This window comes from Variovorax boronicumulans, assembly GCF_029892485.1.
GTDB lineage: Bacteria > Pseudomonadota > Gammaproteobacteria > Burkholderiales > Burkholderiaceae_C > Variovorax > Variovorax boronicumulans_B.
In genome coordinates, this window is the sequence record NZ_JARXVG010000007.1 from 116250 (window position 1) to 140374 (window position 24125).

The 24125-nt window shown below is 67.0% G+C and carries 24 protein-coding genes; 9 read left to right on the forward strand and 15 right to left on the reverse strand.

Going from position 1 to position 24125, the window contains the following annotated elements; genetic code table 11:
* The first annotated feature begins 37 nt into the window (after positions 1 to 37).
* A complete protein-coding gene (locus tag M2282_RS17970) occupies positions 38 to 961 on the forward strand; it encodes a DUF2272 domain-containing protein (RefSeq protein ID WP_280810140.1) in 924 nt (307 codons plus the stop codon).
* A gap of 10 nt (positions 962 to 971) precedes the next feature.
* Here M2282_RS17970 and M2282_RS17975 read toward each other — a convergent pair whose 3' ends face one another.
* From M2282_RS17975 to M2282_RS17985, 3 genes are read right to left on the reverse strand one after another with little or no spacing between them, the layout of a single operon-like run.
* Positions 972 to 1220: a DUF3297 family protein gene (locus M2282_RS17975; protein ID WP_280810141.1), complete on the reverse strand. Its 249-nt coding sequence runs from the start codon at positions 1218 to 1220 to the stop codon at positions 972 to 974.
* Between the two features lie 57 nt (positions 1221 to 1277).
* A complete protein-coding gene (locus tag M2282_RS17980; RefSeq protein WP_280810142.1) occupies positions 1278 to 1739 on the reverse strand; it encodes a ribonuclease HI family protein in 462 nt (153 codons plus the stop codon).
* 38 nt (positions 1740 to 1777) lie between these two features.
* Complete coding sequence (locus M2282_RS17985) at positions 1778 to 2221, reverse strand: DUF4124 domain-containing protein (RefSeq protein WP_280810143.1); 444 nt, start codon at positions 2219 to 2221, stop codon at positions 1778 to 1780.
* 96 nt (positions 2222 to 2317) lie between these two features.
* Here M2282_RS17985 and M2282_RS17990 point away from each other — a divergent pair, with 96 nt between their 5' ends.
* Both M2282_RS17990 and M2282_RS17995 read left to right on the forward strand, forming a co-directional pair.
* The gene (locus M2282_RS17990; protein ID WP_280810144.1) at positions 2318 to 3463 is read left to right on the forward strand and encodes a hypothetical protein; all 1146 of its coding nucleotides are present in this window, start codon (positions 2318 to 2320) and stop codon (positions 3461 to 3463) included.
* Positions 3456 to 4496, forward strand: coding sequence for a DNA methyltransferase (locus M2282_RS17995; RefSeq protein ID WP_280810145.1), 1041 nt, complete (start codon positions 3456 to 3458; stop codon positions 4494 to 4496). The genes M2282_RS17990 and M2282_RS17995 overlap by 8 nt, the downstream gene beginning before the upstream one ends.
* Before the next feature lie 158 nt (positions 4497 to 4654).
* Here M2282_RS17995 and M2282_RS18000 read toward each other — a convergent pair whose 3' ends face one another.
* A complete protein-coding gene (locus tag M2282_RS18000) occupies positions 4655 to 5461 on the reverse strand; it encodes an IclR family transcriptional regulator (RefSeq protein WP_280810146.1) in 807 nt (268 codons plus the stop codon).
* A 98-nt stretch (positions 5462 to 5559) separates the two neighbouring features.
* On the opposite strand from M2282_RS18000, the gene M2282_RS18005 reads away from it, so the two are divergent.
* Together M2282_RS18005 and M2282_RS18010 are read left to right on the forward strand one after the other, a co-directional pair.
* Positions 5560 to 7182 carry a GMC family oxidoreductase gene (locus M2282_RS18005; protein ID WP_280810147.1) on the forward strand — a complete coding sequence of 541 codons (1623 nt, stop codon included), beginning with the start codon at positions 5560 to 5562 and terminating at the stop codon, positions 7180 to 7182.
* A 51-nt stretch (positions 7183 to 7233) separates the two neighbouring features.
* The gene (locus M2282_RS18010; protein WP_280810148.1) at positions 7234 to 8556 is read left to right on the forward strand and encodes an MFS transporter; all 1323 of its coding nucleotides are present in this window, start codon (positions 7234 to 7236) and stop codon (positions 8554 to 8556) included.
* Between the two features lie 6 nt (positions 8557 to 8562).
* Here the strand turns inward: M2282_RS18010 and M2282_RS18015 are convergent, their stop codons facing one another.
* The 3 genes from M2282_RS18015 to M2282_RS18025 are packed head-to-tail and all read right to left on the reverse strand — an operon-like array spanning position 8563 to position 11053.
* On the reverse strand, positions 8563 to 9201 hold the full coding sequence (locus tag M2282_RS18015; RefSeq protein ID WP_280810149.1) for a DUF6134 family protein: 639 nt from the start codon (positions 9199 to 9201) through the stop codon (positions 8563 to 8565).
* Positions 9198 to 10013: a DUF1295 domain-containing protein gene (locus M2282_RS18020; RefSeq protein WP_280810150.1), complete on the reverse strand. Its 816-nt coding sequence runs from the start codon at positions 10011 to 10013 to the stop codon at positions 9198 to 9200. Before M2282_RS18020 ends, M2282_RS18015 begins: the two co-directional genes overlap by 4 nt.
* Complete coding sequence (locus tag M2282_RS18025) at positions 10010 to 11053, reverse strand: SAM-dependent methyltransferase (RefSeq protein WP_280810151.1); 1044 nt, start codon at positions 11051 to 11053, stop codon at positions 10010 to 10012. The genes M2282_RS18020 and M2282_RS18025 overlap by 4 nt, the downstream gene beginning before the upstream one ends.
* A gap of 301 nt (positions 11054 to 11354) precedes the next feature.
* On the opposite strand from M2282_RS18025, the gene M2282_RS18030 reads away from it, so the two are divergent.
* The 3 genes from M2282_RS18030 (at position 11355) to M2282_RS18040 (ending at position 14306) form a co-directional block, all read left to right on the forward strand.
* Positions 11355 to 12890 (forward strand): cryptochrome/photolyase family protein, encoded by a 1536-nt coding sequence (locus M2282_RS18030; protein ID WP_280810152.1) that lies wholly within the window; start codon positions 11355 to 11357, stop codon positions 12888 to 12890.
* Between the two features lie 31 nt (positions 12891 to 12921).
* The gene (locus tag M2282_RS18035) at positions 12922 to 13197 is read left to right on the forward strand and encodes a DUF3253 domain-containing protein (RefSeq protein WP_280810153.1); all 276 of its coding nucleotides are present in this window, start codon (positions 12922 to 12924) and stop codon (positions 13195 to 13197) included.
* Between the two features lie 89 nt (positions 13198 to 13286).
* A complete protein-coding gene (locus M2282_RS18040) occupies positions 13287 to 14306 on the forward strand; it encodes a LysR family transcriptional regulator (RefSeq protein ID WP_280810154.1) in 1020 nt (339 codons plus the stop codon).
* On the opposite strand, the gene M2282_RS18045 is transcribed toward M2282_RS18040, so the two are convergent.
* The 6 genes from M2282_RS18045 to M2282_RS18070 all read right to left on the reverse strand — a co-directional run bounded on the left by M2282_RS18045 (position 14224) and on the right by M2282_RS18070 (position 20521).
* The gene (locus tag M2282_RS18045; RefSeq protein WP_280810155.1) at positions 14224 to 15072 is read right to left on the reverse strand and encodes an ABC transporter permease subunit; all 849 of its coding nucleotides are present in this window, start codon (positions 15070 to 15072) and stop codon (positions 14224 to 14226) included. The genes M2282_RS18040 and M2282_RS18045 overlap by 83 nt on opposite strands.
* A 37-nt stretch (positions 15073 to 15109) precedes the next feature.
* The gene (locus tag M2282_RS18050) at positions 15110 to 15898 is read right to left on the reverse strand and encodes a taurine ABC transporter ATP-binding protein (protein ID WP_280810156.1); all 789 of its coding nucleotides are present in this window, start codon (positions 15896 to 15898) and stop codon (positions 15110 to 15112) included.
* Between the two features lie 14 nt (positions 15899 to 15912).
* Positions 15913 to 16923, reverse strand: coding sequence for a taurine ABC transporter substrate-binding protein (gene tauA / locus M2282_RS18055; RefSeq protein ID WP_280810157.1), 1011 nt, complete (start codon positions 16921 to 16923; stop codon positions 15913 to 15915).
* Between the two features lie 904 nt (positions 16924 to 17827).
* A complete protein-coding gene (locus M2282_RS18060) occupies positions 17828 to 18823 on the reverse strand; it encodes a bile acid:sodium symporter family protein (protein ID WP_280810158.1) in 996 nt (331 codons plus the stop codon).
* A gap of 188 nt (positions 18824 to 19011) precedes the next feature.
* Positions 19012 to 19413 carry a response regulator gene (locus tag M2282_RS18065; protein WP_280810159.1) on the reverse strand — a complete coding sequence of 134 codons (402 nt, stop codon included), beginning with the start codon at positions 19411 to 19413 and terminating at the stop codon, positions 19012 to 19014.
* Between the two features lie 121 nt (positions 19414 to 19534).
* The gene (locus M2282_RS18070; RefSeq protein ID WP_280810160.1) at positions 19535 to 20521 is read right to left on the reverse strand and encodes a quinone oxidoreductase family protein; all 987 of its coding nucleotides are present in this window, start codon (positions 20519 to 20521) and stop codon (positions 19535 to 19537) included.
* Positions 20522 to 20628: 107 nt separating this feature from the next.
* Here M2282_RS18070 and M2282_RS18075 point away from each other — a divergent pair, with 107 nt between their 5' ends.
* Positions 20629 to 21537: a DMT family transporter gene (locus tag M2282_RS18075; RefSeq protein ID WP_280810161.1), complete on the forward strand. Its 909-nt coding sequence runs from the start codon at positions 20629 to 20631 to the stop codon at positions 21535 to 21537.
* Here M2282_RS18075 and M2282_RS18080 read toward each other — a convergent pair.
* Together M2282_RS18080 and M2282_RS18085 are read right to left on the reverse strand one after the other, a co-directional pair.
* A complete protein-coding gene (locus M2282_RS18080) occupies positions 21534 to 23291 on the reverse strand; it encodes a DUF5672 family protein (protein ID WP_280810162.1) in 1758 nt (585 codons plus the stop codon). The genes M2282_RS18075 and M2282_RS18080 overlap by 4 nt on opposite strands.
* 30 nt (positions 23292 to 23321) lie before the next feature.
* Positions 23322 to 24116: an SDR family oxidoreductase gene (locus M2282_RS18085; RefSeq protein WP_280810163.1), complete on the reverse strand. Its 795-nt coding sequence runs from the start codon at positions 24114 to 24116 to the stop codon at positions 23322 to 23324.
* Between the last annotated feature and the right edge of the window lie 9 nt (positions 24117 to 24125).

Sequence of the window (24125 nt, forward strand, 5' to 3'; positions counted from 1 at the left end):
CGACAGGCGCATGGCCCACGGGCTATGCTCCTTCGCCATGAATCCGCCCACCGCCATCTCTTCAACTTCGAAGCGCCTGGCCGTGGGCGTTTTTCTTCTTTTTGGGCTGGCGGCATCGGGCGCCGCATCGGCAGCGGACTGCCTGGACACCGCCACGCAGATCCCGCCGCCCTCTCGCGCACTTGCGATGGCGACCTTCGCACAGCTGGAGCACCAGGCCTTCGGCGGCCAGGCCATGGATGCCGAAGGCCGCCTCACCTTTGCCGGCGCCTGGGAGGCCGAAGACTTCCGCGCCACCGCACAGGACCTCGCGCCATGGCAGCGCGTGCTCGGCTACTGGCAGGCGACCGGCGTGCGCCTGCGCGGCACAGATGCCGACGCGGCGACCGACTCATCGGAGCCGCAGTCCATCGACAACGCATTGAGCCGCATTGCGGTGGTCGACGCGCCGTGGTCCGCCGCCTTCATCAGCTGGATCGCGCGGCAGGCCGGGCTGGCCGCGGATGAATTCGTGTTCTCCGAAGCGCATGCGGACTACGCAGGCGCCGCATGGAAGGCGGGCCTCGACGAAACCGCGGGCCGGCCGACACGCTATGCGATGCGCGCCTGCGACCTGATGCGCACGCCGCCGCGCATCGGCGACCTCGCCTGCCATGCACGCGGCACTGGCGCGGTGTACGACACCTTCGACAGGATCGGCGAAGTGCTGGCCCGGCGCCCCACCGGCGGCGAGGCACTGACCATGCATTGCGATGTGGTGGTGGGTGTCGATGCCACGGGCTTCGAGACCGTGGGCGGCAACCTGATCCAGTCGGTCACCTTGAGGCGCCTGGCCTTTGCGCCCGACACGCGCCTGCTGGATCCGAGCTACCTGCCCGAGGGATGCACGACCGGCCGGCCGGGGTGCATCGACCGCCACATGAGCCGCCAGCCGTGGCCGCTGCTGCTGCAGTGGCGCTGAGGGGGCTGCTTCAGCGGTAGTAGGCCTCGACCGTGCCCTTGAGCTTGAGCAGCAGCGGGTAGCCCTTGCGGTCCACCGCCTTGCCTGCGGGCACCTTGATCCAGCCTTCGCTGATGCAGTACTCCTCCACGTCGAGCCGCTCCTTGCCGTTGAAGCGGATGCCGATGGGGAACTCGAAGACGGCCGGCACGTGGTGCGGGCTGCGCGCATCGGTGGAGAGGTGATCGGGAAGGGGCGGGCGGGATGTTTCTTCGGTCATGGGGATCCGGGTTTTCGGGAACGACCCGAATGATAAGGACCTCGCAGCGCCACCCTTCTAGCGCCGCTTTTTCCAGGGCTTGGGCGGCGGCTTCGGCCCGGCGCCGAGCGCAGCGCGCGCCAGCGCATCGGCCTCGGCGTTGCGATGGCGCGGAATCCATTGCACGCGGGCTTCTTCGAACGTGCCGAGCAGCACGCGGGCATCCTCGAACAGCGGGGCCAGGCGTGCGATCGGCTTCGCATCGGCGGCGGCGAGCTGCTCGACCAGGATGCTGTTGTCGCTGTACACCACCACGGCGCTCGCGCCGCGGGCGCGCAGGTCCAGCAGCGCGAGCGTCAGCGCCCGCAGCTCGGCTTCGTTGTTGCAGCCTGTGGTGTGCGTGGCTTGCGAGAGCGTGTGACGGGTGCCGTCGGGCTGCGTGATGACCGCGCCGATGCCCATGCGCCCCGGGTTGGGCATGGCGCTGCCGTCGCAGTAGACGGTCCAGTGGCGAGGCCGCTCGGGCGCGGGAAGGGTCATGAATGGAAATGCGGGGGCCGGTGGTGCCCTGCCGGCGTTCAGCAGTTGCCGCGCTTGATGCCGGCGAGGTTCTGGCACGGCCGCTGGCCGGGCGGCGGACCCGGATCGCGCACGCGGGGCGGACGCTGCGCGTGCCGCTGCGGCCCGTCGTAGTAAGGCTCCGGCCCCAGGATGTAGACCGGCGGATCGGCCGGCGCCGCCTCGGCCACCGGGTGACGCGGAATGATCGCCGGACCCGACGGCGCAGCCACCGGCGGCGGCGTGTAGGCCGGCTGGCGCGATTCCTGGGGCGGTGGGGGCGGCATCGGTACCGGCGGTGGCGGCGAGTCGTCGATGGGCACCTGCCGCGACTGCCTGGTTTCCGAGGGGCACTTGCCGTCGGTGTACGAGATCTTGCCGTTGGCATCGGTGCAGCGCACCACGTCCGCATTCGCAGCCAGGGCGGCGAAGAGCAACGGAATGAGGAGGATCGATGTGCGCATCGGGCGGTTCTAACAGATTGCGCGGCAATTCCAATCGGCGGCGGCGCTGTCGTATCGTCGCGGGTGCGGCGATTTTCCGCCCTTCCAACCCCTGCCATGCGCCCCCTTGCCATCCCCGTCGAAGTTGCCCTTGCCGACCTGCCGCGCAGCGCGGGCTCGCCGCTCTTCGAACGGCTGCGCGCGTCGGTGGACCGGGTGAACCGGCGCACCCCGCTGCCGCATGAAGCCGCGCGCTGGCACACGCACACCCTCGGCGGCGTCGAGCGGCGCTTTGCGCAGCCCATCACCTTCACGCCGTATGCCTCGGTCAAGCCCTGTTCGGCGCGCTGCAGCTTCTGTTCGGAGAATCTGCGCAAGGCCGATGGCGGAACGCCGGCCTCGCGGCTGCGGCCCGCGCCCGATTACTTCGATGGCCTTTCTCGTGCGCTGCAGGCATTGCGCGGCGTGCCGCTGTCGTGGTCGCTCTCGGGCCTGGAGACGAGCGACGACGCCGACTGGATGCTTCGGTTGCTCCAAGTGCTCGCCGCGAGCGAAAGCCACGGCCCCCTCGTCGAAGACCGCGTGCTCTACACCAACGGTGCCGGCTTCGCAGCACCGCAAGGCGAGGTGCTGCGGCGCGCGCTGCAGACCTTCGGCCTGAGTTGGCTGGAGCTTTCCCGCCATCACCACGATGGCGCAACCAATCAAACCATCATGCGGTTCCGTCCCGAGGTGGCCGTGGGCGACCAGGCCGTGTTCGAACGCACCGCAAGACAACTGGCCGACGCGGTTCCGCTGCGCCTCGTGTGCATCCTCCAGCGCGGCGGCGTTGCTCAGCCGCAGGACGTGGTGGCGTACCTCTCGTGGGCAGGGCAATGCGGCGCCGGCACCGTCGTGTTCCGCGAGTTCTCGCGGCTGGACGACGGCTACCGGGACAACGCCACCGCGCGCTACCTGCGCGCAGAGCGCGTGTCGATGGACGCACTGCTGGCCGCCTGCCTCGACGACCGCGAGGTCTCCCGCGACTGGACCCTCGAGAGCCTCACCGAGGGCTACTACTTCTGGAACCTGCGCCTGCGCACCGCGAGCGGCCTCGCCGTCGTCTTCGAAAGCGCCGACTACGGCGCGATGCACGAACGCCACGCGACCGGCGACGTCTACAAGCTCGTCTACTTTGCAGACGGCCGACTCTGCGCCGGCTGGGAGCCGGGGCACGATGTGCTGCTCGACACGCGCATCGAACAGGCACAGACCCATGCCTAGCCACAGCTGGCTGCTGCTCGACCGCGAATCGCCGCGCTACCGGCTGCCGGACGACCTGCGCGCGCACGACCCGATGGCCGGGCACGATTGCGGATGGGTCGAACAGATGCTGCCATTCGTGCGCCAGTTCTCGCGACCAGGCGACACAGTGTTCGATCCGTTCGCCGGCTTCGGCACGACCTTGCTGGCCGCACGGCTCGAAGACCGGTTGGCCCTGGGCTGCGAAGTCGATGCAGGTCGCATCGATCTCATCCGCGAGCGGCTGGCACGCCACGAACTTGCGCACGGCACCACGCTCCTGCACGGTTCATGCGATGCACTCGACGACGCCGCGCTCCCACCCTTCGACCTGTGCCTCACCAACGTGCCCTACTTCGGTTGCCGCTGGACCGGTGCACCGTCGGCCTCCCAGCTCTATAACAGCCAGAGCTATGCCCAACACCTAGACGGCCTGCGCAACGTGTTCCACCGCGTCCGCGCCGGGCTGCGCGAAGGAGGCGCCTGCATCGCGATGGTGGAGAACATCCGCCTCGGCGACCGCGTGCTGCCACTGGCCTTCGACCTTGCGCGCATCCTGGGCTCGTTGTTCAGCATGGAAGACGAGCGCGTGCTGGTCTATCCACACGAGAGCGATGAAACCGACGCCGATACCCGCACCGACCGGCGTCACGAATACGCACTGGTCTTCCGCAAACAGCGCGAGCGCATCGACCTGCAAGGCACCGCCGACCTGCTCGATGCCCTCCGCGCACAAGGACACGCCTTCACATTGTTCGGCAGCTTCGTGCGGTGGCAGCAAGACCCGCAAAGCCCACCCCCCGCAGACGCCGACATCCGCGTCGACCCCGATCCGCAGCGCCTCGACGCCTTGCTGCAATACCTGCGCGACCAAGGCTTCGCATTGACGAGCTGGGGCGATCCCGTCCCCCTGCCCATTCACTTCGACAGCTATCGCGGCCGCTACTACTTCCGCGCCGACCGCATCGACGACCAGGGCGCCTTGATCAGACTCGACATCTGCTACGAGCAGTAGCGCGCGATCACCCAGGCCCAACGACAGCGCGTCCAAGTGCGCGGGGCATCGGGTGCTCCCCGCAGCGAAATCAAGGGGGAGGCCGCAGGCCGGAGGACATTCGCGGAGGGGAGCACCCGGTGGCCCGCGCACCCGCCCTGAACAAACCTGACAAGGCGTCAAAGCAGCCCGCTCATCTTCTCAGCCGCAGCCTTCAACGCATCGATGCGCTTGACCGCATCCTCCATCGACATCCGCGCCGTCGGCGCATGCACCGCCAGCGCAGCGCGCACTTCGCCAGCCGCATCGCGCACCGGCACCGCCACAGCCACGAGCCCCGCAATGAACTCTTCACGGTCGCGCGAGTAGCCACGCCTGGCGATCTGATCGCACTCGGTGCGCAGCGCTTCGGCATTGGTGACCGTGTTGGCCGTCTTGCGCACCAGCGGCAGGCTGTCGATCAACACATCGCGCGCATGCTTGGGCATCAGCGCCAGAAAAAGCTTGCCGCTCGCGGTGCAATGCAGCGGCACATGCGAGCCCACGTCGAGCGTCAACCGCAGCGGCCACTGCGCCTCGACGCGATCGAGGTACAGCACCTGCGCACCGTCGAGCGTGGTGAGGTTGCAGGTCTCGCCGACCTGCCGCACCAGCTCGGACAGCACCTCGTGCCGCAGCCCCCGCACCACGCCGTGGTTCAGCGTATCGAACGCCAGCTTGCGCAAGGCAGGCCCGACGCTGAACGAGCGCTCGTCCACATCGCGCGCCAGGAAACCCGTCGCCAGCAATTGCGTGCAGATGCGGTGCGCCGTGCCCTTGGGCAACCCGAGCTGCGCCGCCAGTTCGGCGAGCGTCAAGGCCCGCCCTTCATTGGCCAGCAACGCCAGCAGCCGCAAGCTGCGCTCGGCGGACGAACCGGAGGCCGACTCTTCGGCAACAGGAGGGACAGGACTGACTGCGTCAGGCGGGCGCGCGGCTCGTGGCATGCGGGTAAACCTTAAAAATGGAACATTGCGTTCCAAAAAACAATAACCTAGGATGCAGCGGAATCGGAAGCGATTGTTCCACTCCCCGGGTGCCCTGCATGCGTGATGAAGAGTTCGACTACATCGTCGTCGGCGCCGGATCGGCCGGCTGCGTGCTGGCGGGCCGGCTGAGCGAAGACCCCGCCACGCGCGTGCTGCTGCTCGAAGCCGGGCCGCCCGACAGGTCGCTCTGGATCCATTTGCCCATCGGCTACGGCAAGACCATGTGGAGCTCCACCTACAACTGGCGCTTCGAGACCGACCCCGATCCCAACATGAATGGCCGCCGCATCTACTGGCCGCGCGGCAAGACGCTCGGCGGATCGAGCGCGATCAACGGCCTCATCTACATCCGCGGCCAGCGCGAGGACTACGACCACTGGGCCGCGCTCGGCAATGCCGGCTGGAGCTACGACGAGGTGCTGCCCTACTTCATCAGGTCCGAAGGCAACCAGCGCGGCGGCGATGCATTCCACGGCGGCGACGGACCGCTGAAGGTGTCGGACATCGCGGCGAAGCACGAGCTCATCGAGGCCTTCATCGACGGCGCGCAGCAGACCGGCGTGCCGCGCACCGAAGACTTCAACGGCGCCGCTCAGGAAGGCGCTGGCTACTACCAGCTGACCACGCACAAGGGTTGGCGCTGCAGCACCGCCAAGGCCTACCTCAGGCCTGCGAAGCATCGCTCCAACCTGCGCATCGAGACGGATGCACTCACAAGCAAGCTGGTGTTCGAAGGCCGTCGCGCCGTCGGCATCACCTACCGGCAAGGCGGCGAGTTGAAGACCGCGCGCTGCCGCGCCGAGGTGCTGCTCTCGGCCGGCTCGATCCAGTCGCCGCAGCTGCTGCAGCTCTCGGGCATCGGGCCGCGCGCGCTGCTCGATCGCTTCGGCATTCCGGTGGTGCACGAACTGCCCGGTGTCGGCGAGAACCTGCAAGACCACCTGCAGATCCGCCTTGGCTACGAGTGCACCAAGCCCATCACTACCAACGACCAGCTCAACTCGTGGGCCGGGCAGATCGGCATGGGCATGGAGTGGCTGCTGCACCGCACCGGCCCGCTCGCAGTGGGCATCAACCAGGGCGGCTGCTTCATGCGCGCGCTGAAGGACGAACACGGCAACCCCGTGGCCGCCACGCCCGACATCCAGTTCCACGTGGCCACGCTCTCGGCCGACATGGCCGGCGGCAAGGTGCATCCGTATTCGGGCTTCACGATGTCGGTGTGCCAGCTGCGGCCCGAGTCGCGCGGGCACATCCGCATCCGCTCGCTCGATGCGGCCGAGCCGCCCGAGATGCAGCCCAACTACCTGGCCACCGCGCTCGACCGCGCCACCACCGTGGCCGGCGTGCGGGCCGCGCGCGCCATTGCCGATGCGCCCGCGATGCGCCCCTACGTGAAGCGCGAAGTGAAACCCGGCCCCACGGCCGCGAGCGACGGAGACCTGCTCGAGTTCTGCCGCAACAACGGCGCCACCATCTTCCACCCCACCGGCACCTGCCGCATGGGCAGCGACCCGCTCGCGGTCGTCGATGCGCGCCTTCGCGTGCACGGCATCGCGGGCCTGAGGGTCATCGATTGCTCGGCGATGCCGACGCTGGTGTCCGGCAACACCAACGCACCCGCCGTGATGATGGCCGAGAAGGCCGTCGACCTGATCAGAGAGGACGCCAGGCACTAGCACCGAAGGCCCGAAGAGGCCACCCGACAACAACGCATTGGAGACAAACACATGAGCGCAACCGACGAGAAAGCGATTCGCAGGGTGGTCATCTCCGCCCTGGTGGGCGCCACCATCGAGTGGTATGACTTCTTCCTGTACGGCGTGGTGGCCGGCATCGTGTTCAGCAAGCTGTACTTTCCGGGCAGCGATCCGGTGGTGTCGGTTTTGCTGGCCTACACGACCTTCGCGGTGGGCTTCGTCACGCGGCCCCTGGGCGGCGTGATCTTCGGCCACTTCGGCGACAAGATCGGCCGCAAGAGCATGCTCATCATCACGCTGATGATCATGGGCGTGGCCACATTCCTGATCGGCCTGGTGCCCACCTATGCGCAGATCGGCATTGCGGCGCCCGTGCTGCTCCTGCTGCTGCGCATTGCACAGGGCATTGGCCTGGGCGGCGAATGGGGCGGCGCGGTGCTCATGGCGTATGAATACGCGCCGAAGGAAAAGCGCGGCTTCTATGCCTCGCTGCCGCAGATCGGGCTGGCCATTGGCCTGTGCCTGGCTTCGGGCGTGGTGGCGCTGCTGTCGTCGCTGCTCACCGATGCGCAGTTCATGGCGTGGGGCTGGCGCATCGCGTTCCTCATCTCCGGCGTGATGGTGCTGGTGGGCATGTACATCCGCCTGCACGTGCAGGAAACGCCCGAGTTCGCGGCCGTGAAGGCACGCAACGCCGAGCTGCGCATTCCGTTCATGGACATGATCCGCCGCTACCCCGGCAATGTGTTGAAGGGCATGGGCGCGCGCTACATCGACGGCGTGTTCTTCAACATCTTCGGCGTGTTCTCGATCAACTACCTCACGAGCACGATCAAGATCAGCCGCACCGAAGCGCTGCTGGGCGTGATGGCCGCGGCGATCGTGATGATCTTCTTCATCCCCTTCTTCGGCCGGCTCTCCGACAAGGTGGGGCGCGCCAAGGTCTACATGTGGGGGTCGCTGATCACGGCGGTGTCGGCGTTTCCGGGCTTCTGGCTCATGACGCACAGCGGCGGCAACGTGCTGCCGGTGTGGCTCGCGATCATCGTGCCCTTCGGCATTCTGTATGCCTCGGTGTACGGGCCCGAAGCCGCGCTGTTCTGCGACCTGTTCGATGCGAAGGTGCGCTACACGGGCATCAGTTTCGTCTACCAGTTCTCGGGCATCTTCGCCTCGGGCATCACGCCGATCATCGCGACCGCGCTCCTCAAGTCTGGCGGCGGCGAGCCTTGGCAGATCTGCATGTACGTGCTGTTCGCGGGTGCGGTCTCGGCGCTGTGCGCGTGGATGATCGGGCGCAGTCCGTCGCCAGCGGACACGGCCGATGCGCCGGTTGTCGTTGCCTCGCGTTGAGGCGATCTACTTCAACCGGTAGCTGAGCTTGCGGCCGCCGCTGACGGTGGAATCTAGGCCGATCCACTCGCCCTCTGCCGAGTACCAGATGTCGATGGGCTGGGCCGTCGTCGTGATGCGCCAGCGCGTGCCCGCCACCGGCTGGCCGCGCACCTCCACCGTGCCGCTGCCGGCGCGGCTCACCTGCACCGCTTCGATCTTGCCGCTCTGCGAGTTGAGCAGCCGCTCCTGCTTGCGGATGGCGGGGTTCCAGTAGGCGAAGCTCATCAGGCAGCCGTCGAGCGATTGCGTGCCCTTGGCCGTGGTGACCGTCAACGCGCTGCTATCGCCGGTCGTGCTCGCGTCCACCTTCTCGGGCGTTCCGTCGTCGTCGGTCTTCGATGCGAGCTGGCGCAGGCAATCGCCCCGCCATTGCTCGGTCGCCGAATGCCGGTAGCGATAGACCGTGACGCCCAGCAGCTTGACCGCGAACGCCGCCTCGCTGGTCAGCCTGCGCTCTTCGCCATTGGTGGCGAGTGCGAAGCGGTGCTCGCCGATGGGCGAGTCGTCCAGCAGCACGCGGAAGTTCCATTCGCCACTGGCGGGGCCGGTGGCCGCAGCGGCGCCGCACCACAGCGCGATCAGTAGGAAGAGTGTGTTTTTCATGAAGGCTTGGGGTTGTTGTTGTTGTTGTCGCGCACCGGACCTGGCACGAAGGCGTTGGTGCGCGCGATGTAGTCGCGGTACGCGGGGCGGCGCTCGCCGATGTCTTCCTCGAGCATGCGCACGCCCGAGACGCGCAGCAACAGCCAGGTCATGAGCAGCGGCGAGACGACCGTCCACCCGCCGCTCCAACCCGCGCCCGCCATGGCGATGAGCCATAGCCCCCACCAGACGCAGGCCTCGCCGAAGTAGTTGGGGTGCCGGGTGTAGCGCCAGAGGCCGCGGTCCATCACCCGCCCCTCGTTCGCACGGTCGGCCTTGAAGCGCGCCATCTGCGCATCGCCGATGGCCTCGAAGAAGATGCCGAAGAGCGCCAGCGCGATGCCGACCCCATCGAGCCACCCGAGCGGCTTCGCCGTCGCCACGCCCGGCAGGAACGGCGCGGAAACGATCCACGCGAGCACCGCCTGCAGCGCGAAGACGAGGTACAGGCTCTTGAACGCAAAGCCCGGCTGGTTGCGCGCGCGTATCGCCTGGTAGCGGCGGTCTTCGCCGTGGCCCCAGTTGCGCCAGGTGATGTAGAGGCCAAGCCGCACCGCCCAGGCCGTGCCCAGCACCGCCATGCACAGGCCGCGCGGCGTGTGGCCCGGCAACAGCGCGAAGTAGACGAGCCCCGCGCCGACGATGCACACGGGCCACACGCGATCGACCAGGCTCACGTCATGGCGCGCGAGGCTCGCGAGCCAAGTGAGCAGCGCGACCAGCGCGGTCCATGCCAATCCGGCGAATGCGATGCCGAGCGTGCCCGCTGTCATGCGCGCCGCTCGAACAAGTAGTGGCTCACCCACCAGCGCTGCCCGCCGTCGAAGCCGAACAGCTCCGCCACCGACATGAAAAAGAGCCGCCAGCGCGTCCACCACACGTTGGCCTCGGCGCCGTAAGTGGCCTGGAACAGCGGGCGCAGCTGGTCGCGGCGCGCGTCCATGTTGCGCAGCCATGCCTCGGCCGTGCGCTGGTAGTGGCTACCCTCCCAACGCCAGCGGCGCAAGAGGCGCAGGTCGTCCTGGCAATGCAGCGCGAGATCGTCGCTGGGCATCATGCCGCCGGAGAAGAAGTACTTGCTCATCCAGTCGCTCGCGTCGCGCACCTCGAAGGGGTACGGCGCCTCGCGGTGCGCGAAGACGTGCATGAAGAAGCGCCCCTGCGGCTTGAGCCAGCGCGCGACGTTGGCGAAGGCCTGCGGCCAGTTGCGCAGGTGCTCGAACATTTCGACGGAGACGATGCGGTCGAAGCGGTCGGTAGTGTCGAAGGCGTTGATGTCGCGGGTCAGCACGCGGACGTTGGAAAGGCCGCGTTGGGTGGCCTGGCCTTCGATGTATTCGCGTTGGGAGTTGGAGTTGGAGAGCGCCGTGATCCAGCTGTTCGGGTACTTCGCGGCCATCCAGAGCGTGAGGGAGCCCCAGCCGCAACCCAGCTCGAGGATCTCTTGCCCGTCGACAAGGCCGGCGCGTTCGCAGGTGGCGGCGAGGGCGGCGGATTCGGCTTGCTCCAGCGTGTGGGTGCCTTCGGGCCAGTAGCAGCTGCTGTATTTGCGGTGGTTTCCCAGGACCTGGGCGAAGAAGGCGGCGGGGACTTCGTAGTGCTGCTCGTTGGCTTTCGCCGGGAGCGGGGCCAGGTGGGCGGAGCGCATCTGGGTGAGGAAGTCCTGGGTCATCTCGGCTGCGGCCAAGGGGTTGCCGGCCTGGAGCTCGGTCAGGCGTGCCTTGAGGAGGCGGCGGATGCCTTGGCGGAGGAAGGGGTCGGGGATCAGGCCTTTTTCTGCCCAGTGGAGGGCGGAGGTGATGTTCTGCGGCATGGTGGTTCTCCTCGGAGGGCACGTTGAACAGGTGCGGTGGAGGGCTGTACGCAGACAAAGCAAGTTTGGATGTTGACCGCGATGGCGCGCGGGCTGCCCAGCACCGAAGACGGCATTGCCACGCCCTGCTCGGTGAACACGCAGGGAGCGGCGCCTCGGGCTAGAGTTGACGCCGGGTTCATGTGAGAAGCTGACATCGGCTTGAGTGGACGACTGAAAATAGCAGCGACATTCTGATGGCGATGCACTCGCGCCGATTGACCATGCAAGCACTTCCCTACCTTCGCCGATGACACATGCCATGCGCAATCTCGTCGTGGTCCTTGGCGACCAGTTGAGCCCATCCAGCGTGGCACTCGAAGGCTTCGACCCCGCCCAAGACCGCGTGTGGATGGCCGAGGTGCGCGAGGAGTCCGAGCACGTTCCGAGCACCAAGATGCGCACGGCCATCTTCCTGTCCGCGATGCGCCACTTTGCCGAGGCCATCGCCGCGCGCGGCATGCCCATCGACTACTTGAAACTCGGCACGCACGACTTCCCCTCGATCGAGGCCGCGTTGACGCACGCGCTGTCGCACCATCGCCCCGATGCGGTCGTGATGATCGAGGCAGGCGAATGGCGTCTGGAACAGACGATCGCAAGGGTCTGCCAGGCCGCGAGCGTGCGGCTCGTGGTTCGCGACGACCTGCACTTCATGGCCTCGCACGCCGAGTTCTCGGAGCACGCGCACGGAAAACGCCGCCTCGTGATGGAAGACTTCTACCGCCGCATGCGGCTCAAGCACAAGCTGCTGCTCGACGAAAGCGGCCAGCCCGAAGGCGGGCAATGGAATTACGACCACGACAACCGCGGCGCCTTCGGGCGCAACGGGCCGGGCATGCTGCCGCCTTCGCCCTCCTTCGCGCCCGATGCCGTCACCCGCGAGGTGCTGGCCGACGTCGAAACGCATTTCGGCGGCCACTACGGCAGCGCCGCGCAATTCGACTGGCCGGTCACGCGCGAGCAGGCACTCGCTGCCATGAACGACTTCATGGCCTTCAGGCTGCAGGACTTCGGGCGCTTCCAGGACGCGATGTGGACCGATGAGCCGGTGCTCTATCACGGGCTCTTGTCTTCATCGCTGAACCTGAAGCTGCTCGATCCGCGCGAAGTGATCGATGCGGCCGTGGCGCAGTGGCGCGCAGGCGCAGCGCCGCTGGAATCGGTGGAAGGGTTCGTGCGCCAGATTCTCGGATGGCGCGAGTTCATGCGCGGTGTGTACTGGTGGCGCATGCCGCAGCTGGCCGATGCCAACGCACTGGATCACCACGAAGACCTGCCGGATTGGTACTGGACGGGCAACGTCGGCATGAACTGCATGAAGCAGTCGATCGGCCAGACGCTGAGAACCGGCCATGCGCACCACATCCAGCGGCTGATGGTCACCGGCAACTTCGCGCTCACTTTCGGCGTGGCGCCGGCGCAGGTGCATGCGTGGTACCTGTCGGTGTATGTGGATGCGGTGGAGTGGGTCGAATTGCCGAACACGGTGGGCATGTCGCTCTACGCCGATGGCGCGCGTTTCGTGACCAAGCCCTACGCCGCCGGCGGCGCCTACATCCACCGCATGAGCAACTACTGCGACGGCTGCCGCTACAAGCCGGGCACGCGCGGCGGCGAAGGCGCCTGCCCGATGACGGTGATGTACTGGGACTTCGTGGCACGCCATGCGCGCATGCTCGAGAACAACCCGCGCACGAAGGTGATGACGCAGAACCTGCGGCGCTTTGGCGCCGACGAGTTGGCCGCGATACGGCGCACCGCGGACCGCATGCGCGAGCGGCCGGATTCCCTGTAGACCACCGCACGCCAAGCCGACCGACCGACCGATGACAAACCAGGCCCCCACGCACGCGACCGACGAGAAGATCGAGCAGACGATCCTGGCGCTGCTGCAGCAACGCGATGCCGCCGCCTCGATCTGCCCGTCGGATGTTGCTCGCGCGCTGGCGACAGGCGAGCCCGGCTGGCGGGCGCTCATGCCCGAGGTGCGCCGGGTGGCTGCGGCGTTGGCGGCCAGGGGATTGCTGACGGTCACCCGTGGTGCGGAAGAGGTCGATGCGATGTCCTCGGGTGGACCGATCCGCCTGCGCCGGCCGAGGTGACGAGGGCCTGAGCCTGACCAGCCGCCGGGCCGCCGGATGCCCCTACAGCAGGCAACCCCACTCCCGATGCTGGAACAATGCGCCCATCCATGGACGGTCTCGATCTCATCAAAACATTCCGCGAGGTTGCGTTTCGCCGCAGCTTCTCCCGCGCCGCCGATTCGCTCGGCATGTCCAAGGCCACGGTCAGCCGCTATGTGGCCGAACTCGAAACGCGCAGCGGCGTGCGGCTGCTCAACCGCTCCACCCGCGCGCTGAGCCTCACCGATGCCGGGCAGGTGCTGCTGGACCGCAGCGCCGAGCTGGTGGCCATGGCCGAGAACACGCTCAACGACCTGCAGGCGCACGGCTCGCATCCCAAGGGCCGGCTGCGCATGAGCGCGCCGAACGGGATGATCGCCGGCTGGCTCTCGGACGTGATGGCCGCGTTCATCAACCTCTACCCCGACGTGTACGTGAGCCTGGTGTTCACCAACCGCGACATCGACCTGATCGAGGAAGGCATCGACATCCACCTGACGGGCGGGCGCATCGACGACATGAACCTCATCGTGCGCCGGCTGGTGCAGTACGACATGGTGGTGTGCGCCTCGCCGGCCTATTGGGCGCGGCGCGGCATTCCGCAGGTGCCCGAGGACATGGGCCGCCACGACATCCTGAGCTATGCGTCGATGCCGACCACGCACCTGCCCTTCGAGACCGGCGGCAAGCCGCACGAAGTGGCGGTGCACAGCCGCATGGAGGCCAACGACGCGATGGCGCTCATCGAACTGGCACTGCGTGGCGTGGGCGTGGCCTATGTGCCGGAGCCGCTGGCGCAATCGCACCTGGAGCGCGGTGCGCTGGTGCCGGTGCTGCGCGAGCACATGCCGCGCGACCACTGGCTGTATGCGGCCTACTCGCAGCGCCGCCACAACAGCGCGGCGATGCGCGCGATGCTCGACTTCCTGGAGAAGTCGATGGAGCCGCTGGGCGACCCGCCCACCTTGCCGGCAATGCCGCCCGCCTCGCCGGTCTCGCCCCCTGTCACATGCGCCCTTTCCAGGGCACGAGACGTCGCTCGAGCCACCGCATCAGCAGGTCGAACAGATACGCCACCACGCCAATGACGATGATGCCCATGATGACGATGTCGGTGCGCAGGAAGTTCGACGCGTTCAGCACCATCTGACCCAGCCCCATGTTGGCCGCGACCATCTCGGCGGCCACGAGCGTGGTCCAGCCGAAGCCGATGGCGATGCGCATGCCCACGAGGATGTCGGGCAGCGCCGAGGGCAGGATGACATGGCGGACCACCTGCATGTAGCTCGCGCCCATCGAGTACGCGGCGTTGATCTGCTCCTGTGAAGCACTGCGCATGCCCGAGCGCGCGGCCAGTGCCAGCGGCGCGAAGCAGCTCAAAAAGATCAGCAGCACCTTCGGCAGCTCGTCGATGCCGAACCAGATGATGATGAGCGGCAGGTACGCGAGCGGCGGCAGCGGCCGGTAGAACTCCAGCGGCGGATCGAAGATGCCGCGCCAGAAGCGGCTCATGCCCATCGCGATGCCGACCGGAATGGCTGTGGCGCATGCGAGGAAGAAGGCCGAGAACACGCGGAACATGCTCGCCAGGAAGTGCTGCCACAGCGGCTTGTCGTTGGCCTGGCCGGTGAGGTATTCGTAGAACTGCTGGAACACGGCCTGCGGCGTCGGCAGGAAGAGCGGCTTGACCCAGCCCATGTTCGTGACGATGAACCACAGCGCGAACAGCGACACCACGGTGACCACGCTGATGACGACGCTGGAGCCCTCGCCCGGCACCTTGAAGGCGCTGGTCTTGAGCTTGGCGCCCGGTGCGGGTGGCGGCGACGCGGCGGGCTTGGAAGGCGGTGTCATGGCGGCAGGAACAACACGTGGCGATGCGATGGTGACCTCAGGCATGCGCAACCTCGCGATGGTGAATGATCGACAAGACCTCCTCGCGCATGCGGATGAATTCAGGCTCGGACTTCACCTTGCGCGAATCGCCGTGCGCGAGGTACTGGCGCGAGAACGGCACGTCGTCGTAGACGTGCGAGATGCGCCCGGGGCTGGGGCTCATCACGATGAGGCGGGTCGCGAGGAACAGCGCCTCCTCCACCGAGTGGGTGATGAAGAACACCATCTTGTTCGACTTGGACCAGGCCTTGAGCAGGATCTCCTGCACCTGTTCGCGTGTGAACGCATCGAGCGCGCCCATGGGCTCGTCCATGAGCAGCACGGCCGGGTCGCTGGCAAGCGCGCGCGCAATGCCCACGCGCTGCTGCATGCCGCCCGAGAGCTCGTACACCGCGCGGTCGGCGTACTGCTGCAGGCCGACGAGGCCGAGCTTGTCTTCGGCGATGCGGTCGCGATCGGCCTTGCCCGTGCCGGCCAGGCGCAGGCCCAGCGCCACGTTGTCGCGCACGTTGAGCCAGGGCATGAGCGCGTGCTTCTGGAACACGACGCCGCGGTCTGCACCCGGGCCGACGACGGGTTTGCCGTCGAGCAGGATCTCGCCGGTCGAAGGCGGAAGGAAGCCGGCGATGCTGTTGAGCAGCGTGGTCTTGCCGCAGCCCGAGGCACCGAGCGCAACGACGAAATCGCCGTCGTGCATGGTGAGGTTCACGGGCGCCAGCGCCTGCAGCGTGCCGCCCTTGACGGCGTAGTTGACCGTGAGGTCGCGGATGTCGAGCGTGGGCATCGAGTGGCGCCCGCTTACTTGCTGCCCATCGCCTTGTCGACGTACACCGTGGTCACGAACGCGCCGTAGTCGGGCTTCACTTCCTGCACACGGCCCTGCTCTTTCAGGAAGGCCGCCGTGCCCGCCATCGCCTTGGCCGCGCCGCCGCCCAGCCATGTGGGCGAGACCTGCTCGGCCATGGTCGGGAAGGTGTAGAGCGCCATCGCGGCAGACACGTCCTTCGGGTCGGCCTTGGTCCACTTGGCCATGGCCTTGGTCTGCGGCGAATCGGGTGTCCAGCTCTTGCCGGTGGCCTTGTATTCGTCATTGGCGCGGTTCAGTGCCTTGACGAACGCGATCATGAAAGGCTCGTTGGCCGCGGCCCACTTGGCGTTGACGACGATGCCCTCGAAGGTCGGCGCGCCGCGCTTGCCGATGCTGCCCGAGGTGGCGATGGTCTTGCCCGTGCCCTTGATCTTGGAGAGCACCGGGTCCCAGATGAAGGTGGCGTCGATGTCGCCGCGCTCCCATGCGGCGGCGATTTCCGGCGGACGCATGTTCATCACGTTGACGCTCTTGGGGTCGACGCCGTCCATCTTCATGCCGGCCATGAGCTGGTAGTGGGCGGTAGAGACGAAAGGCGTGGCCACCTTCTTGCCGGCCAGGTCCTTCATGCTGTTGATGCCCGACGCGTTGCGCGCGATGAGCGCCTCGGCGTTGGCGATGTCCGCCGAGATCCAGAAGAGCTTGATGTCCTGGCCCTGGCTGGCTGCGGCGGTGAGCGGGCTGGAGCCGGTCTCGCCCATCTGCACGTCGCCTGAAGCCATCGCGCGGATGACGTCGCCGCCGCCGGAGAACATGCGCCAGTTGATCTTGTAGCCGGTGGCTTTTTCGACCTCACCGGATTCCATGACAAGGCGCAGCGGGACGAGCATGTCCTGGTGGGCGAAGGTGAGTTCCTTGGTTTGTGCGTTCGAGATACCGCACAGCGTGAGCGCGGCGGACAGGATGGCGAGTTGGAGGGGGAGACGGCGGGACGTGGGCATCGGGTTTCTCCATTGGGTGAATCGGAGCGACTTTGCGCTTAACGACTGCGGCAAGGAAGTACCAGCGGGGTGGGGGGGATGGAGCCAGCTTGTCCGTGAATACCCTTGTTGTGGTGCATATGGCACTCAGACGGGGCGTCTGGGGCTTTTCTTCGCCCTCCCCGTGCGGTTCCGGGGGCTGATGAGGGATGTGCTTTCTTTTGGGTTTCGAGGCCGGGTCTCGGCCCGGCGGCCGACTTACTTTCTTTTGCTTCGCCAAAAGAACGTAAGCAAAGAAAAGGCGACCCTGCTGTCTGCGTCCCTTCGCTTCGCTGCGGGCAACCTGCGGTGCTCACGTTCCGCGGGGTCTCGCCCAAACTCGCTTCGCTCAAACAAGGGCGAGCCCTGATCCGCGAAACGCTCCGCTCCTCGGCGCATACAGAAGGGCTTTGGGGCGCGCCATCGCTGCGCTCGGCGCTCAACACAATGCGGGCCATCGCTTTGCTCGGCCCGTATTACTCCCTCTCCCCTCGGGGAGAGGGTTGGGGTGAGGGCAGCGGCGTAGCTAATCGAGCGCTCTGCCTGCCCCCATCCCAACCTTCCCCCAGAGGGGGAAGGAGCAAGTCCGGCGCCGAGCGAAGCGAAGGCCCGGCTGAATCCAAAGGCCGAGCGAAGCAAAGGCCCGTTTGGTCTCCACCCCCCTCTGGCTGCGCCGAGGAGCGCAGCGTTTCGCGGATCAGGGCTCGCCGCTGTCTGAGCGCAGCGAGTTCGGCGAGACCCCGCGAAACGCGAGCACCGCAGGTTGCCCCGTAGCAACGCGAAGGGGTCGCAGACAGTGGGGTCGCCTTTCTTTTGCCTACTTTTCTTTGGCGAAGCAAAGAAAAGTAGGTCGCCCGCCGGGGCGAGTCCCGGCCTCGGAAAAAAACTACTCAGCCGTTTTCAAAACAGAAGCACCGCGCCCTCGCCGCGCATACCGCTGAGCCAACACAGCACAAACCATCAACTGCATCTGATGAAACAACATCAAAGGCAACACGATGGCCCCCACAGCATGCGAAGGAAACAGCACCTTCGCCATAGGAATCCCACTCGCCAGGCTCTTCTTCGAGCCACAAAAGACGATCGTGATCTCGTCCTCCGTATCGAACCCCAGCTTGCGCGCCATCAAAGTAGTGAGCCCCAATGCCAGCCCCAGCACCACGGCACAAGCCACCAGCAACCCGACCAGCGCATGCGCAGGCACCTGCCGCCAGAGCCCCTCGATCACGGCCGCACTGAACGCCGTATAGACCACCAGCAGGATCGACCCCTGATCCACGAACTTCAGCACCGCCGCACGCCGCTGGATCCATTTCCCGATCCAGGGACGCAGCAGATGCCCGACCAGAAACGGCACCATCAACTGCAGCAGAATCCGCCCGATCGACCCCAGCGAAGAAGTCGCATGCCCCCCGTTCGGCAGCACCACGAGATTGACCAGCAAGGGCGTGATGAACACCCCCAGCAACGTCGACGCCGACGCACTGCAGATAGCAGCCGGCAAATTGCCCCGCGCCATCGCCGTGAACGCAATCGCCGACTGAACCGTCGCCGGCAGCACGCAGAGGTACAGCACCCCGGTGTAGAGCTCAGGCGTCATCAGCGGCAGGAGCAGCGGCTTGAGCGCCAAGCCTAGCAGCGGAAACAGCACGAAGGTGCTGCCGAACACCAGCAGGTGCAGCCGCCAGTGCGTGATGCCGTTCATGATCGCCTCGCGCGACAGCTTGGCGCCATGCAGGAAGAACAGGAGGCCGATGGCCACTGTCGTCAGGATCTCGAACAGGTGCGCCACCTCGCCACTCGCGGGCAGCAGGCTGGCCAGGGTGACGACCGAGAGAAGCGCGAAGGTGAAGTTGTCGGGAAGAAAGCGGGAGCGGGACATGACGGGAGGAAGCGCCCCACGACACGGCCCGTGCGGCAAGAAAAATTCAACGGCAGAAAAATGAGTGATTTCCGCGCATGAATCTCGTCGCCAATTTGCGGAGCCCGGCGCGTGCTCCTCGCGCCCTGAAGGGGTGATTTTCGGCGAAGACCCGCATCCCTTGCAGGCAGGCCGCCGAATGCCCGACCTCAGTGTGCAGCTTGAGAGCTGAACCGCTCCTGACGGCGGCGCTGGCAGTAGTCGATCAGGTCGTCGATCTCGGTGGCCTTGTCGAACACGGCGTCGGCACCGAGGTTCGCGCATTTGCGTCGGATTTCGGGCGTGGCGTAGTTGCTGAGCACCACGATCTTCTGGCTCGGATGGCGCTGGCGGCAGGCTTCGAGCACGCGAAACCCCGTGCCGTCTTTCAGGAACAGGTCGACGATGGCGAGGTCCCACTGCGCCGGGTTGCGCGTCAGCCAGCGCGAACCCTCGGCTTCCGTATCGGCCTCGCCGACCGGATCGACCCTTGCCACCTCGCGCAGCGTGCCCACGAGGCTCTCGCGGATGGTGGGGTTGTCTTCGACGATGAAGGTTCGGATGGTGGTCATGTCAGCAGTCCTGCCTCTGTGCTTTGGAGACAGCCTACAAAATGCGCCCGCCGCAAGTCGAAGGCATGACACCCCACCCCGGGTAGGACAAGGCTGGCGGCACGCCAGTCCGTCCGTTTGGTCAGAGCGTCAGGATCGTGCAGCCCGTGGTCTTGCGCGCTTCCAGGTCGCGGTGCGCCTGCTGCACATCGGCCAGGGCGTAGCGCTGGTCGATCGGGATCTTCACCGCGCCGCTTTCCACCACGGCGAACAGGTCGTCGGCCATCGCCTGGGTGGCTTCGCGCGTGGCGATGTGGGTGAACAGCGTGGGCCGCGTCACGTAGAGCGAGCCCTTGGAGGCCAACGTGCCGAGGTTGATCGGCGGCACCGGGCCCGAGCCGTTGCCGAAGATGGCGAGCAGGCCGAAGGGACGCAGGCAGTCGATGGACCCCTCGTAGGTGTCCTTGCCCACCGAGTCGTACACCACCTTCACGCCCTTGCCGCCGGTGATTTCCTTCACGCGGGCCGCGAAGTTCTCGGTGCTGTAGTTGATGGCGTGCGCCGCGCCGTATTCGAGGGCCAGCTTGCACTTGGCATCGCTGCCCGCGGTGCCGATCAGCTGCAGGCCCAACGCCTTGGCCCACTGGCAGGCGATGAGGCCGACACCCCCTGCCGCCGCATGGAACAGGATGAAGTCGCCGGGCTGCAGCCCCTCAGCAGGCAGTGTCTTCTTGAGCAGGTACTGCGTGGTCAGGCCCTTGAGCATCATGGCCGCGCCGGTCTCGAAGGAGATGGCCTCGGGCAGCTTGCAGACGTTCCTGGCCGGCATCACGCGCAACTCGCTGTAGGCGCCGGGCGGGCCGCTCGCATAGGCGGCACGGTCGCCGGGGGCCAGGTGCGTGACGCCCTCGCCCACCGCTTCGACCACACCCGAGGCCTCCATGCCCAGCTGCAGTGGCATCTGGAACGGATAGAGCCCGCTGCGCTGGTAGGTATCGATGAAGTTCAGGCCCACGGCCTTGTGGCGGATTCGGATCTCGCCGGGGCCGGGCTCGCCGACTTCCACGTCGACGATCTTCAGTTCTTCGGGGCCGCCATGGCGGTCGATACGGACAGCTTTGCTCAACATCGTTGCAGTCTCCACGCACAGGATAAGAAGAGGCGCATCGTGCCATGTTTGGCCCTTTCAGGACGGCCAGGGGCGATGCACCCGCAGAGCCGGTAGAGTCGGCGGCAATGTCGACATCGCAGCCGCGCCTCACGTTTCTCACCGTCCTTCTTCTCACCACGCCGCCGCTGCTGTGGGCCGGCAATGCCGTCGTCGGCCGGCTGGTGCGCGACTTGGTGTCGCCGCTCACGCTGAACTTCGTGCGCTGGGTGATCGCCTTCGTGCTGCTGCTGCCCTTCGCGGCGTCGGTGCTGCGCATCGGCAGCCCGCTCTGGGCGCACTGGAAGCGGTACGCGGTGCTCGGGCTGCTGGGCATCGGCCTGTACAACGCCTTCCAGTACCTGGCGCTGCAGACCTCCACGCCGATCAACGTCACGCTGGTGGGCTCCAGCCTGCCGCTGTGGATGCTTGCTGTCGGCATGCTTTTCTTCGGCGCCCGCACCAGCGCGCGCGAGATCGCCGGTGCGCTGCTGTCGATGCTCGGCGTGCTGCTGGTGCTCAGCCGTGGCGAATGGCGGCAGCTGCTCGGGCTGCGGCTAGTGCCGGGCGACCTCTACATGATCCTGGGCACCATCGCCTGGGCCTTCTACAGCTGGATGCTGGCGCGCACGCACGAGCCCGCCCAGGTGCGGCGGGACTGGGCCGCCTTCCTGATGGCGCAGCTGGTGTTCGGCCTCGTCTGGTCGGGCGCGCTGGCCGCCGGCGAATGGACGCTGGCCGAGGCCCACATCGACCTCGGCTGGCCGCTCGTCGCCGCCATGGCGTTCATCGGCATCGGCCCCGCTGTGGTGGCCTACCGCTGCTGGGGCACGGGCGTGCAGCGCGCGGGTCCGCAGGCGGCGAGCATCTTCATGAACCTCACGCCGCTGTTTGCGGCGCTGCTGTCGGCGGCATTCCTGCGCGAGGCGCCGCACTGGTACCACGGGGTGGCGTTCGTGCTGATCGTGGGTGGGATCGTGGTGTCGTCGCGTCGCTAAGGCGCCGGCGCAAAGAGGTATGCCAGCGCCGGCTGGCCGGCCAGCCACTGCGGCGCTTCGTCGCGCTCCACCAGTCGCCACGCGTAGCCCGGGCGGTCGTAGAGGTCCCTGCCCGAGGCCAGCAGCGACGGGATGTCGATGGCGGCGAGAAATTCCGGCGCGTTGTATTCCTGATGCGCGAAGCCGCGGATCTTGGCGCGCACGGCGTCCTCGTCCATCGCAAGGTACGAGAGATGCCATCCGGCCTCCGCAAGGATCAGCGCCGGCTGCGCCCCGGTGCGCACCCGCATGCGCAACTGGTCGGGCGTGAGCACATCCAGCTGCGCGCGGGTTGCCGCCACCGTCCAGACCGACGAAGCCTCCGGCCCTTCGACATTGCGGTAGTTCGCGTAGAAGTAATAGAACGCCAGGCACAGCCCGAAGACCTGGTGCTGGCGGTCGTCCCGCATGGCGCGCACCCCCGACGCGCGCGGAATCTCGTCGGCGTCGGAGATCAGGATCAGGTCGTCGGGCATCGCATCGTGAAGGCCGCGCACGATCTGGTTGCGCTGGAATTTCTCGCGAATCCAGAAGCCGGACTTCGGCGTGTCGGAGAGCCAGTCGCCCACCACAGGCACCGCGTCCGCTGCCTCTTCGACGACAGGCATGTCGTGCACGGCAACATAGCGGATGCGAGGCAGGAACGATGCGATGCGCGGGTCGGTGGCATCGAAGCGCAGCGCCTTCGGCTTGCCGCTGAAGGTGCGATCGGCCTCGACGATGACGAAGCAGTCGACCACGTCGGCGAGTTCGTGCAGCCGCGCCGCAAGGATGTCGGCCTCGCCGTTGTAGGTGATGCAGTCGTACACCTTGCGCGGCGTGGCATCCAACGCCACGGGCTCGGGCGCGAACTCGATGCGGTAGCCGTTGCGCTCGAACATCTGGAGGATGTCGCGCTCGCCGTACCAGGCGTCGAGCTGCGAGAGCGGAATCAGCGAGCGCAGCGTGAGCGGCGCAAGGCTCGCCAGTTGCCGCACCTTTGCATGGTGTCCGAACAGCAGCATCGCGTTGTAGCCCTGGTGCAGCTGCGGCCCCGCATGCTCGATGGCAAAGCTGCGCGCCAGCTCCAGCGGCGCGAAGCGCATGCCGGCGGCTTCGAGCGCCGGACGCAGCACCCCGCTGAGCTGCACGTCTTCGAGCAGCGCGTTGTGCTGCCAGTGCATCCTGAGCGGATCGCCCTCCACCGCATCGGGCGGCGGAATTTCGATGCGGATGTGCGGATGGTCGACAAGCGCCCGCATGAAGCGGCGGCTGCGCAGGCTGAAGCCGCCGTTCTGGATCGGCGTGACGACATGGCCAAGCTTGTGCAATTCATCGTTCCACTCGAAGCGGTTGCGCCAGTACGTGCCTTCTGGCGTGTCGATCTTCGCAAGGTGGATCGGCGCACCGATGTAGTCGCAGTCGAGGAACTCGTCGCGCCAGTTGTCTGCGTTGACGACCCAGCCGTCTTCCTGCACCACCAGCGCGAACTCGGTCTGCACCACCCGCCAGAGCGCGAACATCATGAACCAGCCGTACTCGTGGTAGTTCAGCGGCGCGATCGGCACATGGTCGATGCCCGGTGCCAGGTCGGCGGGCGCCTGCGGGCTGCACAGGAGCGCACGGGCGCCGGGCATCTGCGCCTGGCTGTGCTGCAGGGCCATGGCCGCGCCGCGTGCGTCGGCTAGGCCGGTGACCGACACCAGCGTGATCTTTTCAAAAGACGCCCTGTTCACGACGCGCCTCCCCTCGACCCGCGATCCAGCTCAGTGAGTGCCGGGGTAGGCGCCGCCGTCCGCCAGCACGTTCTGCCCGGTCATGTAGCCGGCCTGCTGGCTGCAGAGAAATGCACAGATGGCGCCGAACTCGGCCGGCGTGCCGAAGCGCTTGGCGGGAATGTTCTTTTTCCGGGCTTCCCACACGGTGTCGAAGTCCTGCCCGGTCTTCTGCGCCGTGCCTGCCATCGTGCCCCTGAGGCGGTCGGTCTCGAAGGAGCCGGGCAGGAGGTTGTTGATGGTCACGCCCTGCGCCGCGATGGGCGTGCGCGCCACGCCGGCCACGAAGCCCGTGAGACCGCTGCGCGCGCCGTTCGAGAGACCCAGGATGTCGATCGGCGACTTCACCGAGCTCGACGTGATGTTCACGATGCGGCCGAACCCGCGCTCGGCCATGCCGTCCACCGTGGCCTTGATGAGCTCGATCGGTGTGAGCATGTTCGCGTCGACCGCCTTGATCCATGCCTCGCGGTCCCAGTTGCGGAAGTCGCCGGGCGGCGGGCCGCCGGCGTTGGTGACGACGATGTCGAAGTCATGGCCCAGCGCGAACACGGCCGCGCGGCCGGCTTCGGTGGTGATGTCGGCCGCCACGTGCTTGACGAACGGAGCGCCCGATGCGACGGCCACGTCTGCCAGCTTCTTCGCAGCCGCTTCCAGCGCCTCGGCGCCGCGCGCCACGATCACCACGTTGACGCCTTCGCGCACCAGCGCCTCGGCGCAGCCGTAGCCCAGTCCCTTGCTCGCGCCGCACACCAGCGCGGTCTTGCCTGCAATGCCCAGATCCATGTTTGTTGC

Coding starts and splice junctions, on each gene's coding strand:
- M2282_RS17970 (WP_280810140.1), top strand. CDS start 38: ATGAATCCGCCCACCGCCATCTCTTCAACTTCGAAGCGCCTGGCCGTG.
- M2282_RS17975 (WP_280810141.1), bottom strand. CDS start 1,220: ATGACCGAAGAAACATCCCGCCCGCCCCTTCCCGATCACCTCTCCACC.
- M2282_RS17980 (WP_280810142.1), bottom strand. CDS start 1,739: ATGACCCTTCCCGCGCCCGAGCGGCCTCGCCACTGGACCGTCTACTGC.
- M2282_RS17985 (WP_280810143.1), bottom strand. CDS start 2,221: ATGCGCACATCGATCCTCCTCATTCCGTTGCTCTTCGCCGCCCTGGCT.
- M2282_RS17990 (WP_280810144.1), top strand. CDS start 2,318: ATGCGCCCCCTTGCCATCCCCGTCGAAGTTGCCCTTGCCGACCTGCCG.
- M2282_RS17995 (WP_280810145.1), top strand. CDS start 3,456: ATGCCTAGCCACAGCTGGCTGCTGCTCGACCGCGAATCGCCGCGCTAC.
- M2282_RS18000 (WP_280810146.1), bottom strand. CDS start 5,461: ATGCCACGAGCCGCGCGCCCGCCTGACGCAGTCAGTCCTGTCCCTCCT.
- M2282_RS18005 (WP_280810147.1), top strand. CDS start 5,560: ATGCGTGATGAAGAGTTCGACTACATCGTCGTCGGCGCCGGATCGGCC.
- M2282_RS18010 (WP_280810148.1), top strand. CDS start 7,234: ATGAGCGCAACCGACGAGAAAGCGATTCGCAGGGTGGTCATCTCCGCC.
- M2282_RS18015 (WP_280810149.1), bottom strand. CDS start 9,201: ATGAAAAACACACTCTTCCTACTGATCGCGCTGTGGTGCGGCGCCGCT.
- M2282_RS18020 (WP_280810150.1), bottom strand. CDS start 10,013: ATGACAGCGGGCACGCTCGGCATCGCATTCGCCGGATTGGCATGGACC.
- M2282_RS18025 (WP_280810151.1), bottom strand. CDS start 11,053: ATGCCGCAGAACATCACCTCCGCCCTCCACTGGGCAGAAAAAGGCCTG.
- M2282_RS18030 (WP_280810152.1), top strand. CDS start 11,355: ATGCGCAATCTCGTCGTGGTCCTTGGCGACCAGTTGAGCCCATCCAGC.
- M2282_RS18035 (WP_280810153.1), top strand. CDS start 12,922: ATGACAAACCAGGCCCCCACGCACGCGACCGACGAGAAGATCGAGCAG.
- M2282_RS18040 (WP_280810154.1), top strand. CDS start 13,287: ATGGACGGTCTCGATCTCATCAAAACATTCCGCGAGGTTGCGTTTCGC.
- M2282_RS18045 (WP_280810155.1), bottom strand. CDS start 15,072: ATGACACCGCCTTCCAAGCCCGCCGCGTCGCCGCCACCCGCACCGGGC.
- M2282_RS18050 (WP_280810156.1), bottom strand. CDS start 15,898: ATGCCCACGCTCGACATCCGCGACCTCACGGTCAACTACGCCGTCAAG.
- tauA (WP_280810157.1), bottom strand. CDS start 16,923: ATGCCCACGTCCCGCCGTCTCCCCCTCCAACTCGCCATCCTGTCCGCC.
- M2282_RS18060 (WP_280810158.1), bottom strand. CDS start 18,823: ATGTCCCGCTCCCGCTTTCTTCCCGACAACTTCACCTTCGCGCTTCTC.
- M2282_RS18065 (WP_280810159.1), bottom strand. CDS start 19,413: ATGACCACCATCCGAACCTTCATCGTCGAAGACAACCCCACCATCCGC.
- M2282_RS18070 (WP_280810160.1), bottom strand. CDS start 20,521: ATGTTGAGCAAAGCTGTCCGTATCGACCGCCATGGCGGCCCCGAAGAA.
- M2282_RS18075 (WP_280810161.1), top strand. CDS start 20,629: ATGTCGACATCGCAGCCGCGCCTCACGTTTCTCACCGTCCTTCTTCTC.
- M2282_RS18085 (WP_280810163.1), bottom strand. CDS start 24,116: ATGGATCTGGGCATTGCAGGCAAGACCGCGCTGGTGTGCGGCGCGAGC.